We start from the raw sequence: 13,015 nt of genomic DNA, 5'->3' as shown, positions 1-13,015 counted from the left end.
TCCATTTGTAAGATTTTCACTATTGATTATATAGGAACTTATTGGATATTACACGATTTATATAAAATTAGAAAATTAGTACTTTTAATAGACTTATAAACATTTATTTAATATATAAGGAAAAATAGATGTATTTCCTATTACATTTTTAAAGGGAATTCATAAAGTATAATATATCGATTGAAAGGAGGGGGTTTAAATGGAATTTCAATTATTGGTAACTTGTATATTACAAGAAGGTAATGCTTTCTTTTTAGTAACGAAAGTAGACGATGTTATTACGTTAAAAGTACCGATTACTGCGGGAGTAGCAGGTTTATTCTTAGCTTTAGGTGTACCAAGATGTTCTTAATTTAAGTTTCTAGAGTAGAAGGGAAGGGATATACCTTTCTCTTCTACTCTTACATAATATGATTATGTATACTAAAATATGTTTTGTAATAGCACGTTTAAAATGGACATGCATATACTATAATGTTTCATTGGATGTTAGTGATGAAAGGTAGTTTTCACACGTGCATGTAGTGATGTTCATTAAGTTATGAAATTAAAGAGGTGCTATTATATATGAAAAGAAGAACATTGGATATTCCAGTTACATTGCGAAGAGAGTGGTTTTTAATAGAATTAGCCCATTTAACGAAAAAATATGGAATTGAAATTGCAACTAGCAAAATGGAAGCTGCACCGTTTTTAAGAGATCAAGTTACGGAATCAAAAATAGGATCAGGGCTCCAATACGATAAATATGATGATGAGTATATCATTGATTTATAAGAAAGAAGCTGCGTATAAAAGGTTATGAAATAGACCTTTTATACGCAGCTTTTTTAGCTAGAAATATGTTGAGAAATTTTTAATGAGCTTAATAGGAAAAGGAATGAATACATGTTGAGAGAATAACGTTTCATAAGAAAGGACAGTTACTATTTATTTCACCTGCAAAAATAACTAGAGTAAAATAGTGCTTCCTTTCAAAAAAGGGGGAATGTTAATGAGGATTTTGAAAAGGTGTATGTTATTATTTCTCGCATTTTTTATTATAACTCCGATGGCTGTTAGTACGAAGGTAGAGGCGGAGGAAGTAAAAGAAATTAAAACGGGATTTCCAGATAAAGAAGTATTTACACCTGGAGAATGGTTTTTAGGTCAAAAACCTGCTAATTACGATGAGAATAAGCCTCCAATTCTTTTTGTACAAGGAAGGAATGGGAATGCTGATAGTTGGTATGGAAAGACAGTGTATCACGATATAAATGATATGTATGACTATGCTTTAAAAGCAGGCTATCAAACAGTATTTATACAATTATATGATGCTGCTGGGAAAGGGTCAGCTAGTCAGTGGGACAACGGAAAATTGTTAGCACAAAAATTAGAAGAAATATATAATCACTTCGGTAAAAAAGTTAATATTGTAGCACATAGTAAAGGCGGTATCGATACACAGGCTGCATTAGTAGGATATGGTGCAAATCGATTTGTAGGAAATGTTATTACGCTTGCGACGCCACATCATGGATCAAACTTGGCAGATTTATCATATAGTTGGTGGGCAGGATGGCTTGCTTCTATATTAGGGCAAAAAGATGATGGTACGTATTCATTACAAATGGGGGAAATGGCAAAATTTCGTTCAACGATTGATAATAATCCAGCAGCTAAATTAAACCGTTACTATACGGCTACCGGGACTAGCTGGGGACCAGTATTTTCTGCTTTATCTATGGGCGGGTTCTATTTGTCATCATACGGTTCAAATGATGGATTAGTAAATGAGTGGAGTGCTAAGTTACCGTATGGAACGCATTTATTTACAGATTCCAGATTCGATCATGATAATATACGAAAAGGATCAGCTGTTTTCGCGCGAATTGAACCATATTTACGTACATCAAATGTAGCTGTACCAGCTTTAGTAGCATCCAGCACTAGTTCAAATGAAAATATAGAACAATTAAATACAACTTCAAATCAAAATATTTTAGGCGGAGAATTGCCACAAAATCAGTGGATAGAGCAAACTGTTGCCGTTGATAAAAAGGCAGAAGGTATCGTTTCTATATTAACTGCTTCTTCTGATGTAGAAGTACAAATGATATCACCAAAAGGAAAAATATATACAAATAAGGATAGTGTTATAACTACTGGTGAAGGTGAATCTTTCTTTGGTGGTGCGACTATTAGAACATTTAAATTTGATAAAATGGATGTAGGAGAATGGAAAGTGAAAATGATGGCGAAGCAGTCGAAAGATGCATTTTTAGTTGTAAGCGATTACAAGAATGACGCACCATTTGTTCTTCAAATGCCTACAAAAGTTAAAGCAAATAAATCTGAGTATAAACTGAAAAAATCACCTGTAGCACCTGAAATGAAAGGGGATCTTTCCATAACAGTAAGAGTAGTTAATAAAGAAGGAAAACTAGTCTCTGAATATAATGAATTACAAAATGTTAATAATACTACATTTACTGGTGCTTTGAAGGACATAAAGCAACCAGGAGTATACAACGTTACGATGGATATAAAAGGAATGAATAAAGAAGGACAACCATATAATCGTACAATCGTTAAGTCGGTTTATGTGGAGAAGTAAGAAAGAATGAGAGATTTTTAATAAAAAAGTACCGAACATTTGTAGTAGAAGAGTTCGGTACTTTTTTCATGTTTATTAGATGAACAGAAAAGCATAATGGGAATCAAAAGAACATTTTTCAATAAAAAAAGATGCTGAAATAGCATCTGAATGAGAAGATGATTATTAACTTAGTTTTATAACTGTTAATTCAACTGCATTGATACCATTATCACAAGTTATAATACTTTGATGATTAAAACCACTATTATTTTTCAGTTGAAGGGTTGCATTAGCTGGTACTGTAACAATCGTTTCGCCTGCAAGTTGAAGGCATTCGTTATTTGATGAAGTATTCATTTGAAAAGCAAAGTCACCTTGACTATTAGCAAGTGGATTATTATTTAAAAATATAGTCATGACTGGTATATGTGGAAATACAGGATTTAAAGTAGTGTTAATCGTTGAAATGAAAGAAACTCTATAATCACCAGCTTGACTAAATTGTATAGTAGTAGGATTTAGTAAGGAAACTCCTCCTGCTATAGGGCCAACGTGATTAAATGGAAAAGGATCTCCGAAAGGAACAGTTATAAACTCTGTTTGCCAAAAAGTGCCGTATGCCGGACAGTTTTTTTTACAGGAACTAGAAGAGGAATTGCATGAGCATTTTTTATATGAGCTAGAAGAAGATTTACATGAACATTTTTTATTGGAGTTTGAAGAATGATAGTACGAACCCAATATATTACCTCCTATTATGAATGAAGTGTATACTCATAGTATTTTATGCCTGTCTTATATAAAAGGTGATAGATTTGGATTATAATGTGCTAATATAATGAAATATAGTAATAGAAAAGTAGCTGTAACAATTCTTGAAGAAAAAAGGTTAATGATTTGATAAAAATACAAGCGGAATATCTTAGGATATTGAAGTGGAGCGGAAACGCATATTTCGCTTTCACATGTAAAAATAAAACCAGTAGTCTCAGTTGCAATGATGTGATCGTTAAAGCAAATGTCTATCTTTTAAAACGTTTGTATATTAGAGTTTATGGTTGTTCGTCTTTATTTACGTAGCGGGGCAGGAAGAAGACGAAAAGTATCGAATGAATGTACATATGTAGCATTGTTTGCTTTTGGTGTGAATAGTAGTAAAAGATACGTTGAAATATTTTAAACGGTAACAAAAGAGCGATTAAATAATAGAGGGAGCAACTTACATGGAAAATATATTAAAAGTATCTTCAAAATCAAAACCAAATTCAGTGGCAGGTGCAATTGCAGGTGTACTAAGAACAAGTGGAAATGTAGAAATTCAAGCGATTGGGGCGGGTTCTTTAAATCAAGCAATAAAAGCAATTGCGATTGCAAGAGGATTTGTCGCACCAAGTGGTATTGACTTAGCCTTTGTTCCAGCATTTCAAGAGGTTACTATTAATGATCAAGAAAGAACGGCGATTAAATTAATTATTGGTCCTAGAAAGAGAAGGTAACTGCAGTAACTCAGTATTGAAATGATATTTAACATAACAAACAAAAAGTGTCACAAATGCTTGTAAAACAGGCATTTGTGACACTTTTTATGATTTGTGGAAATAACTTTCGAAAATTATAATTGATATTTTATTTGGAGGTTCCTAGAGGGGGGGATTGTACCGGACTCATGTCCTTTAATTTCTAATTTAACGAATTTTTGAAGGTTTTATGTATTCTAATAAAAAACTCTAAAACGGATCATTCTTTTTCAAAGATTTCAATGAGGTAATTACAAAGTTCTGAAATATAAAGGATTGTAGGATATCAAATTGTTAATTCTTATATTTTGTTCATACTTGAAAATCAAGGTGCTTTTTAAAAAAAATTCGAAGTTCCAGTAGTGGGGTATTGTATATTTTAGAAAATATTACTATATTTATATAAGGTATTTTAAATAAGGAGTAGCCTGAGTGATTTTATACAACAATTTGATGTTCTTTAGATGGAAGAAAAGAATTTAATTGTGGATAAAATGAAATCTAACTGAAAAATGGGGTTAAGAAAAAGGTGTTATCTTTGGTGCTAAGTGTGAGGAAGTTACAATGAAGTTATGGTATTAAGGTATACATTAAAATTGGCGGTAATCAATGAACTATGTGATATGTTAAGGAACAAAGGTAAGGGCATGTGAAAAGAATAAAAGATATAGCTATATCTTTAAAACGTATTTCTGTAAAGACTAAATGAGTATAAAAATAAGGAGAAAAGTATGGCACAAAAGCAACTTCAAAATAAAAAACTCGATAATCAAATGTGGAAAAGGAAATCTATTTTCATTTCATTTATATTTGTATTTGTATTTTCTTCACAAATCATAAATTTTTTAAATGGATATTTAATCACTATGTTTATAATTGCGTATATAGCATCAATTTTATGGTCCTATTTTTTTCATGCAAGTATATTCAAAAAGATTGTATTTACACATTGCGATAACAGTGAGAATCAAATAAAAAAAATTTCCTATAAAGATTTAAAGAATTATTATTATAGGGGCAATGTGGATTTTTTTCTAAAGTTTATTTTCTCACATGATTATTTTTTTGCTGATGTTTTTAAATACACCCTACGGGAGCGAAAAGAATTAAATAAAAAATGTCTATTAAGAAAGTATAAAGGGTCTGAAAAACATTTTTATCTAAATAGAGATATTGATTGTAAGGATAAAGATGGAAAAGGAACTTATGGATGTGAAATACACCAAGAGAAAATAAGATTAAAGTCTTTTGTTATATATTCAAATTGGAAAAATATTTGTTCTGCGGGTTTCTTAATCTTGATAAGTATACTTATCAAGAATATGGATTATCAAAATAGTCTGATTCCTGGTTTTGGAAATTCGATTAAAATAACTATTAATCAAAATGATATAAAATATCTATTATTTATGTTTGTTTTTGTACGATTAATATCTAGAGGTATTGAAGTAACAGTGGCTTTTTATAATGATGTTGTAAAATCGAAAATGAATCGTGACTTAGATATTGGAAATCGTTCTACAAATCTTAAACGGGGGCATAGAATTTCTTTAGCGATACATAGTTACTTAGAGTTTGTTTTTTTGTTTTCTATATTGTATTATTTGAAGCCACACTATATAAGTGGGATATTACCAGCATCAATATTAATTGATGGATATTTAGATTATCTATTATATAGTGGATCTGTATCAGCGTTTAATATATCATTTGATATAGTTAATTTGAAACCATTAGGGAAGTTCCTTCATACATTACAGGTTTTTTTAAGTGTAAACTTAATTGTACTGTCAGTTGCTACATATTTAGGAATTAAAGACGAAATGAATGAATATGAGAAAGCAGATTGGGAAGAAGAGCAGAGAAAACAAAACGAAAGTTAGAGATATTAAAGTTTTTTTAAAAATTCTCCGATGTATGTAGCATAAAAATTCATATGCTATATATAGTATAGTTTAAAAAGGACATTGATATTTTGTTTGATAAATGCAATTTTCATATATTAATTTTATAATATTTTTAATAAGTATAAGGATAGTTTTTAAGAAAATAAAATGTAATATAGGACTTATAAGTATTATAGTAGAAGTGACCATACCCACAGTAGCAATCGAAGTTGGAATATAACTAAAATAGTATATTTAGTCATGTAATGGGGAAAGCCCTGATACTGTTTCTAAAGTATTTAATTCATTAAAAGAAACTAGATCATTCATTTATAAATATGTTCATGAAAATCTGGAATGGCTAAAAAACAATGGTGATATCACTGTGTATAATAATAAGGATTCAAGGTCTGATAAAGATAATAAACGGTATGATGTTGTTATTGAACAAGGATATAGAAAGTACTCTGATTTCAATGATTGAAAGAAATAATTGTGGAGGTGAACACTAAAATACATAAAAGAATATTAAGTTTATTTATATAATATAACAAACAAAAAGTGTCACAAATGCTATAAACCAGGCATTTGTGACACTTTTATAGTTTTGTGAGAATAAAAACCTCTAAAACTGCTCATTCTTCTCCCAAGATTCCACAATATAATGTGCAATCGTTGGATTGAATCCTTTCCCAACTAAAAACATAATCGCCGCAACTTCTGTTAAAGCATGTTTGTGCGATGTATGTTTTGCTTCATTTAAACCGTAATCTACCCAAGGTTTTACGAAATCTAGTACAGGTTTCTTTAAAGGTAAAAACTGTGTACCGACAACTTGTTGAATTTGTTGTTGTGTTGGTTCTGTAATTGGTCCAGGCGGTAAGATTTGAGGCTGTGTAATATCAAATGTTGGTCCTGGTGGTAAGATTTGCGGTTGTGTAATATCAAGTGTTGGTCCCGGTGGTAAAATTTGTGGTTGTGTCGGATCAATTGTTTGTGGTGCCGGAGGTGAAACACGCGCGCCATAGTTTGGTTGATACATTTGCGGCTGGTATTGCGGTTGTTGCGGCTGAGTTGCGTATGAATTTTGTTGATATTGTTGCTCTTGATTTTGTGGTGCTGCATATGGATTTTGTTGATATTGTTGCTCTTGATTTTGTGGTGCTGCATATGGATTTTGTTGATATTGTTGTTCTTGATTTTGCGGTACTGCATATGGGTTTTGAGGGTATTCATAATTTGGACGTGTGTCGTATGCGTTTTGCTGATATTGTTGCTCTTGATTTTGCGGTGTTTCGTATGGATTTTGTTCATATTGTTGCTCTTGTTCTTCATATTGCTCTGTGTATCTTTTGTCCTGTTGCTGAGGGTAAAATGGTTGTTGTGGATAAGGCGGTTGATTATTATAGAACATATTTATTCCTCCTTCATGATGATGCTTACCACTCAGTGTATGGGCGGACAAGAAAATATGTGATGAAAAAATGCGGGCGTGTTACAATAAGTAACTGGGTGAAGATAAAATGACAAAACAAGAAAAGATTCAAAAAACAATTACTTTTGTAAAACATATTTTAGAAAAAGATGCGAGTGGGCATGATTGGTATCATATTGAACGCGTACATAAACTGGCGATTTCTTTATCCGAGCAAGAAGGAGGAAATCGTTTTATAATTGAAATGGCAGCATTACTTCACGATGTGGCAGATGAGAAGTTAAATGAAAGCGAAGAAGCAGGAATGAAAAAAGTTTCTGATTGGTTAGAAGAATTACATGTGGGAGAAGAGGAAAGTAAACATGTTCTTCATATCATTGCCAATATGTCTTATAAAGGTGGTCATGGCGGTAAAGTGGAGTCACTTGAAGGGAAGCTTGTTCAAGATGCGGATCGCTTAGACGCACTTGGAGCAATTGGAATAGCTCGCACATTTGCGTATGGTGGAGCGAAAGGGAGATTAATGTATGATCCAACTATTCCTCCGCGTGAAGTGATGACGAAAGATGAATATAGAAAAAATAACGATCCGTCTTTAAATCATTTTTATGAAAAACTTTTGAAACTAAAAGACTTAATGAACACGAACGCAGCAAAACAAGAGGCTGAAGTTCGTCATCGTTATATGGAACAGTTTATTGAACAATTTATGAAAGAGTGGAATGCACAAATATGAAAATGTTAACTGTGGAAAACTTATCGAAATCATACGGAGAAAAACCGTTATTTGATGGATTATCATGTAGTATTACAGAAGGACAACGTGTCGGAATTATTGGTGTAAACGGTACTGGTAAATCGACATTATTAAAAATTATTGCAGGGTTAGAAACTCCTGACACAGGTGATATGACGCATTCACGTGGGTATACAATTAGTTATTTATCACAGCAACCAGAGTTTGATGAAAAACTAACAGTATTAGAGCAAGTGTTCCATGGTGATACACCTTTAATTCGTCTTCTTCGTGATTATGAACAATCGTTATTAAATATCGAAAAAGATCCAAGTAATGAAAAAGTACAGGAACAATTATTTGCAGTGCAGCAACGTATGGATGCAATGAGTGCGTGGGAAGCAAATGCGAATGCAAAATCGTTATTAACGAAATTAGGAATTACTGATTTTACAGCAACTGTTGGAAACCTATCTGGTGGACAAAAAAAGCGTATTGCAATGGCGCAATGTTTTATTGAAACACCTGATTTATTAATTTTGGATGAGCCTACGAACCATCTTGACCATGAAACAGTGGAATGGTTAGAAGAATATTTAGCAAGATATACAGGTGCGGTATTACTTGTAACCCATGATCGTTATTTCTTAGATCGTGTGACGAATCGTATTTTCGAATTAGATAATGGAAAACTGTATAGTTATGAAGGGAATTACAGTACGTTTTTAGAAGCGAAAGCACTTCGTGAAGAACAAGAAATTGCGCAAGAATCAAAACGTCAAAACTTATATCGCCGTGAACTAGCATGGATCCGCCGCGGTGCAAAAGCTCGTTCGACAAAGCAAAAAGCACGTATTCAACGATTTGATGAGTTAAAAGGTCAAGAAGGACCAGCTGCAAAACAGTCAGTTGATATTGCGCTTAGCGGAAGTCGCCTTGGCAAAAAAGTACTTGAGTTAAAAGATGTAACGAAAAAATTCGGTGATAAAACGGTATTACACAACTTTAATCATATTGTGAAACCAGGAGATCGTATCGGAATCATTGGAGCGAATGGAAGCGGAAAATCTTCTCTATTAAATATGCTTGCAGGTAAGTTAGCTCCTGATAGTGGTGAAGTTGAAGTAGGACAAACTGTAAAAGTTGCTTACTATACGCAAGAAAATGAAGAGATGAATTTAAATCAGCGTATGATTGAATACATTAAAGAGATTGCAGAAGTTATTCATACGACAGATGGAAAAGTAATTGGTGCATCTCAAATGCTAGAACGTTTCTTATTCCCGACGCATTCACATGGTACACCGCTTGGTAAACTATCTGGTGGTGAAAGAAGACGTTTATATTTATTACGTATTTTAATGGGAGAACCAAACGTACTTTTACTTGATGAACCTACGAATGATCTAGATACACAAACATTAACAGTACTGGAAGATTATTTAGAAGATTTCCCAGGTGTCGTTTTAACTGTATCGCATGACCGTTACTTCTTAGATAAAGTAGTAGATGAATTGTTCATCTTTAGTGGCGGAGGCGAAGTGCGTGAATTCCTAGGTAGTTATACGGACTTTTTAGAAATGGAAAAGACGAAAGAACTTATTGAGAAGGCGGAAGTTCAAAAAGAGAAAAAAGTGGTAGAAGAAGCTCCGAAACAACAACGTAAACGTAAACTTTCATACAATGAGCAGCGTGAATGGGAAACAATTGAAGATACAATTGCCGAACTAGAAGAGAAAATTGAGTCAATTGGGAAAGAACTTGCGAAAGTTGGATCTGACTTCACAAAGGCACAAGAATTATCTGAAGCACAGCAGAAAACAGAAGAAGAGCTAGAAAAAACGATGGAAAGATGGAGTGAACTATCAGACATCGTTGAAGGATTAAAATAAAAACAAGCTGCATATATTGAAAAGTAAAGAGAAAAACTTTACACTATTGGTAGAACCTATTTTAGGAGGGAAAAAATGAGAACATCTAATCCAATGTTGAAAAAAGAGGCATTCCGTAAAGAGGGAGCAAGCGCTTCTGCGATGACGATTGGCGGAACAGTAGGCAAAACGTTTATTATGCTTATCTTGCTACTTGCAACGTCTGTCTATTCATACATACAGATGATGCAGGGGACGATGAAGATGCCAGTATTAATTGGTGCTTTAATCGTTGCGGCAATCATCGCATTTGCGTCTATGTTCTTCCCGCGTATTTCACCTTTTGGTGCACCAATCTATGCGGCGGTAGAAGGGGTAGTATTGGGTAGTATTTCAGCGGTTTATACAATGAAATTTGGCGATTCTATCGTTTTAAATGCTGTATTACTAACAATCTCAATTCTATTTGCAATGTTAGTGTTATATGCAACGCGCGTAGTAAAAGTAACGGATAAATTCCGTACAGGCGTGATGGCAGCGACACTTGGAATTATGGTTATGTACTTAGTCGTATTTCTACTAAACATGTTTGGTGTAACGGTTCCGTACATTCACCAAGGTGGTACAATCGGCATTATTATTAGTGCAGTTGTTATCGTAGTTGCTGCATTAAACTTATTACTAGATTTCGATTTAATCGAAAATGGTGTACGTAGTCAAGCTCCGAAATATATGGAGTGGTATACTGCAATGGGACTAATGCTTACATTAGTTTGGTTATACTTAGAAATTCTTCGTTTTGTTTCTTACTTTACGAAAAATGACTAATAAAAAAATCCTGCATGAAAAATGCAGGATTTTTTTATTTTCAAAGATTTTAATCAGTGGGGCTGTTACTGCCCGTTAATGCGGGATAAATTGAGGGTATGGTATAATATGGATGGTGATAGTTTGAATTGAAGGGGATGGCATATGATGAAAGAGAAGAAAGGGATTATGAAAAAACTATTTTCTAAAAGTTTTTTCATAGAACTAGATGAAGCTTTAACATATCCGTCAGCAGAAGTTATTACTTCAGCAATAGAAGGATATGCGGCTGAATGTAATGAAAAACTAAAATTTGAGAGTAAAGTTAAACCGATTACTTTTTACTTAGAAAATGTAATGTACCGCGTTGAAATAAAGATGGCTCGCGGTGGATATTACATATCATGTAGTGAAGTATAAATTTTGAAACCTTACATGTTTAAAATATGTAAGGTTTCTTTTTTGTTTTTATTAGATATAAAATAATATTTTTCACTTTAAAATATATTATTTTACGCTTTTTACCCTTCAAACATTTTTCTTTACAATGAAGAAAAATACGTGAGGTGGTATAACTTATGATGAATCGAGTTGTATTAATCGGTAGATTGACAAAGGAGCCAGAATTATACTACACAAAGCAAGGCGTCGCTTATGCACGAGTATGTGTTGCGGTGAATAGAGGTTTTCGAAATAGTTTAGGTGAGCAACAAGTAGATTTTATTAATTGTGTCGTTTGGCGAAGAGCGGCTGAGAATGTAACTGAATATTGTACGAAGGGGTCTCTTGTTGGAATTACCGGGCGTATTCATACGAGTAATTACGAGGATGATCAAGGTAAGAGAATATATAAAACGGAAGTTGTAATTGAGAGCATTACATTTTTGGAGAGAAGGCGGGAGGGGGCATCACAATAAGAGGGGACTTTAAACAATGGGTTTGGGGCAATTAGGTTGAAAGAAATCAGCAAAATAAAGCATCCGAGTAGGTTTAGAAAGGTGGAACATGTTACAATACACCTAAGAACATGCAATAAAGGAGAGTTTTTTACGTGAAGATTAAAGCAATTGAACCGACGCCAAGTCCAAATACAATGAAAGTTATTTTGAATGAAGTATTACCATCAGGAGCGCGTAATAATTATACAAATGAAAATAAAGAGCAAGCACCAATACAAGTGCAAGAAATTTTGAAAATTGAAGGCATTAAAGGTGTATATCATGTAGCCGACTTTTTAGCGGTGGAGCGAAATGCAAAGTATGACTGGAAAGTTTTATTACAACAAGTTCGTGCTGTTTTCGGCGAAGAGGTAGTAGAAGAGAGTGAAGAACAACAACTTGCTCATTTTGGAGAAGTGAAAGTGTTTGTTCAAATGTTCTTTACAATTCCAATGCAAGTAAAGTTAACAGATGGAACAACAGAAGAACGTGTTGGTTTACCAGATCGTTTTAAAGAATCAATTATGAAAGTTCAAATGTCTGCACCAAACGTTGTAAAAGAACGTAAATGGGTGGAACAAAGTACACGTTACGGTAATTTTGAAGAAATCGGGAAAGAAGTAGTGGAAGAGATTGTTGCTGCTTATTCAGAAGAACGTGTAAATGAAACAGTTAAAGAATTATTAAACCAGGCAGGTGCTGTTGAAGTAACGATTCAAAAGCGTGAGCCGTATAAAGTAACAGTAGAGATGATGAAAGATGCTGACTGGAAAAATCGTTTTGCAGCATTAGAGCAAATGGATCCTACTGAAGAAGATATGCCAGTGTTGAAGATGGCGTTAGATGATGAAAAAGTTTCAATCCGCCGTTTAGCAACAGCGTATTTAGGTATGGTAAAAGGTGATGGGGTATTGCCGTTATTATATAAAGCGTTATTAGATCGTTCAGTAAGTGTTCGCCGTACAGCGGGCGATTGCTTATCAGACGTAGGTGATCCAGCAGCGATGTTCGTTATGATTAAATCTCTGAAAGATTCAAGTAAATTAGTACGCTGGCGTGCAGCAATGTTCTTATTTGAACTTGGAGATGAAAGTGCGATTCCTGCATTAAAAGCAGCGCAAGATGATCCGGAGTTTGAAGTAGCGATGCAAGCGCGTCTAGCATTAGAGCGTATTGAAGGCGGAGAAGAAGCAAAAGGTTCTGTATGGAAACAAATGACGGAGTCTCGTAAAGGGGAATAATGT

Annotated in this window: 13 protein-coding genes; 11 read left to right on the top strand and 2 right to left on the bottom strand. The window is 33.6% G+C overall.

The window, feature by feature from the left end:
• The first annotated feature begins 199 nt into the window (after positions 1-199).
• The 3 genes from exsG to AABL52_RS16345 all read left to right on the top strand — a co-directional run bounded on the left by exsG (position 200) and on the right by AABL52_RS16345 (position 2,599).
• On the top strand, positions 200-352 hold the full coding sequence (exsG, locus tag AABL52_RS16355; protein ID WP_000395678.1) for an exosporium protein ExsG: 153 nt from the start codon (positions 200-202) through the stop codon (positions 350-352).
• Positions 353-567: 215 nt separating this feature from the next.
• Positions 568-777, top strand: coding sequence for a hypothetical protein (locus AABL52_RS16350; RefSeq protein WP_000830260.1), 210 nt, complete (start codon positions 568-570; stop codon positions 775-777).
• A 238-nt stretch (positions 778-1,015) separates the two neighbouring features.
• Entirely contained in the window at positions 1,016-2,599 is a 1,584-nt protein-coding gene (locus AABL52_RS16345) for an esterase/lipase family protein (RefSeq protein WP_423250481.1), read from the top strand.
• A gap of 165 nt (positions 2,600-2,764) precedes the next feature.
• Here AABL52_RS16345 and AABL52_RS16340 read toward each other — a convergent pair whose 3' ends face one another.
• On the bottom strand, positions 2,765-3,322 hold the full coding sequence (locus AABL52_RS16340) for a preprotein translocase (RefSeq protein WP_097844632.1): 558 nt from the start codon (positions 3,320-3,322) through the stop codon (positions 2,765-2,767).
• Positions 3,323-3,804: 482 nt separating this feature from the next.
• On the opposite strand from AABL52_RS16340, the gene spoVS reads away from it, so the two are divergent.
• Together spoVS and AABL52_RS16330 are read left to right on the top strand one after the other, a co-directional pair.
• On the top strand, positions 3,805-4,077 hold the full coding sequence (gene spoVS / locus AABL52_RS16335; RefSeq protein ID WP_000427792.1) for a stage V sporulation protein SpoVS: 273 nt from the start codon (positions 3,805-3,807) through the stop codon (positions 4,075-4,077).
• A gap of 752 nt (positions 4,078-4,829) precedes the next feature.
• Positions 4,830-5,981 (top strand): hypothetical protein, encoded by a 1,152-nt coding sequence (locus AABL52_RS16330; protein ID WP_341517949.1) that lies wholly within the window; start codon positions 4,830-4,832, stop codon positions 5,979-5,981.
• A gap of 628 nt (positions 5,982-6,609) precedes the next feature.
• Here the strand turns inward: AABL52_RS16330 and AABL52_RS16325 are convergent.
• Positions 6,610-7,398 carry a hypothetical protein gene (locus AABL52_RS16325; protein WP_341517948.1) on the bottom strand — a complete coding sequence of 263 codons (789 nt, stop codon included), beginning with the start codon at positions 7,396-7,398 and terminating at the stop codon, positions 6,610-6,612.
• Positions 7,399-7,507: 109 nt separating this feature from the next.
• Between AABL52_RS16325 and AABL52_RS16320 the strand changes: the two genes are divergently transcribed.
• The 6 genes from AABL52_RS16320 to AABL52_RS16295 all read left to right on the top strand — a co-directional run bounded on the left by AABL52_RS16320 (position 7,508) and on the right by AABL52_RS16295 (position 13,012).
• Positions 7,508-8,155 carry an HD domain-containing protein gene (locus AABL52_RS16320; RefSeq protein ID WP_336181382.1) on the top strand — a complete coding sequence of 216 codons (648 nt, stop codon included), beginning with the start codon at positions 7,508-7,510 and terminating at the stop codon, positions 8,153-8,155.
• Positions 8,152-10,047, top strand: coding sequence for an ABC-F family ATP-binding cassette domain-containing protein (locus AABL52_RS16315; protein ID WP_341517947.1), 1,896 nt, complete (start codon positions 8,152-8,154; stop codon positions 10,045-10,047). The genes AABL52_RS16320 and AABL52_RS16315 overlap by 4 nt, the downstream gene beginning before the upstream one ends.
• A gap of 75 nt (positions 10,048-10,122) precedes the next feature.
• Positions 10,123-10,854 carry a Bax inhibitor-1/YccA family protein gene (locus tag AABL52_RS16310; RefSeq protein ID WP_001260655.1) on the top strand — a complete coding sequence of 244 codons (732 nt, stop codon included), beginning with the start codon at positions 10,123-10,125 and terminating at the stop codon, positions 10,852-10,854.
• A gap of 144 nt (positions 10,855-10,998) precedes the next feature.
• Complete coding sequence (locus AABL52_RS16305; RefSeq protein WP_016134349.1) at positions 10,999-11,253, top strand: DUF4318 domain-containing protein; 255 nt, start codon at positions 10,999-11,001, stop codon at positions 11,251-11,253.
• Positions 11,254-11,411: 158 nt separating this feature from the next.
• On the top strand, positions 11,412-11,750 hold the full coding sequence (locus AABL52_RS16300; RefSeq protein WP_000982032.1) for a single-stranded DNA-binding protein: 339 nt from the start codon (positions 11,412-11,414) through the stop codon (positions 11,748-11,750).
• A 134-nt stretch (positions 11,751-11,884) separates the two neighbouring features.
• On the top strand, positions 11,885-13,012 hold the full coding sequence (locus tag AABL52_RS16295; protein ID WP_341517946.1) for a conserved virulence factor C family protein: 1,128 nt from the start codon (positions 11,885-11,887) through the stop codon (positions 13,010-13,012).
• Positions 13,013-13,015 lie beyond the last annotated feature (3 nt).

Source organism: Bacillus paramobilis, assembly GCF_038096195.1.
GTDB classification, from domain to species: Bacteria; Bacillota; Bacilli; order Bacillales; family Bacillaceae_G; genus Bacillus_A; species Bacillus_A mobilis.
The sequence above is the reverse complement of the archived record's forward strand: the minus strand, read 5'-3'. Positions and strand labels throughout refer to the sequence as shown.

Bases quoted from the DNA above. Each gene is read 5' to 3' on its own strand.
- AABL52_RS16325 (WP_341517948.1), bottom strand. From the start codon at position 7,398: ATGTTCTATAATAATCAACCGCCTTATCCACAACAACCATTTTACCCT.
- spoVS (WP_000427792.1), top strand. From the start codon at position 3,805: ATGGAAAATATATTAAAAGTATCTTCAAAATCAAAACCAAATTCAGTG.
- AABL52_RS16350 (WP_000830260.1), top strand. From the start codon at position 568: ATGAAAAGAAGAACATTGGATATTCCAGTTACATTGCGAAGAGAGTGG.
- AABL52_RS16300 (WP_000982032.1), top strand. From the start codon at position 11,412: ATGATGAATCGAGTTGTATTAATCGGTAGATTGACAAAGGAGCCAGAA.
- AABL52_RS16345 (WP_423250481.1), top strand. From the start codon at position 1,016: ATGTTATTATTTCTCGCATTTTTTATTATAACTCCGATGGCTGTTAGT.
- AABL52_RS16305 (WP_016134349.1), top strand. From the start codon at position 10,999: ATGATGAAAGAGAAGAAAGGGATTATGAAAAAACTATTTTCTAAAAGT.
- AABL52_RS16315 (WP_341517947.1), top strand. From the start codon at position 8,152: ATGAAAATGTTAACTGTGGAAAACTTATCGAAATCATACGGAGAAAAA.
- AABL52_RS16320 (WP_336181382.1), top strand. From the start codon at position 7,508: ATGACAAAACAAGAAAAGATTCAAAAAACAATTACTTTTGTAAAACAT.
- exsG (WP_000395678.1), top strand. From the start codon at position 200: ATGGAATTTCAATTATTGGTAACTTGTATATTACAAGAAGGTAATGCT.
- AABL52_RS16310 (WP_001260655.1), top strand. From the start codon at position 10,123: ATGAGAACATCTAATCCAATGTTGAAAAAAGAGGCATTCCGTAAAGAG.
- AABL52_RS16330 (WP_341517949.1), top strand. From the start codon at position 4,830: ATGGCACAAAAGCAACTTCAAAATAAAAAACTCGATAATCAAATGTGG.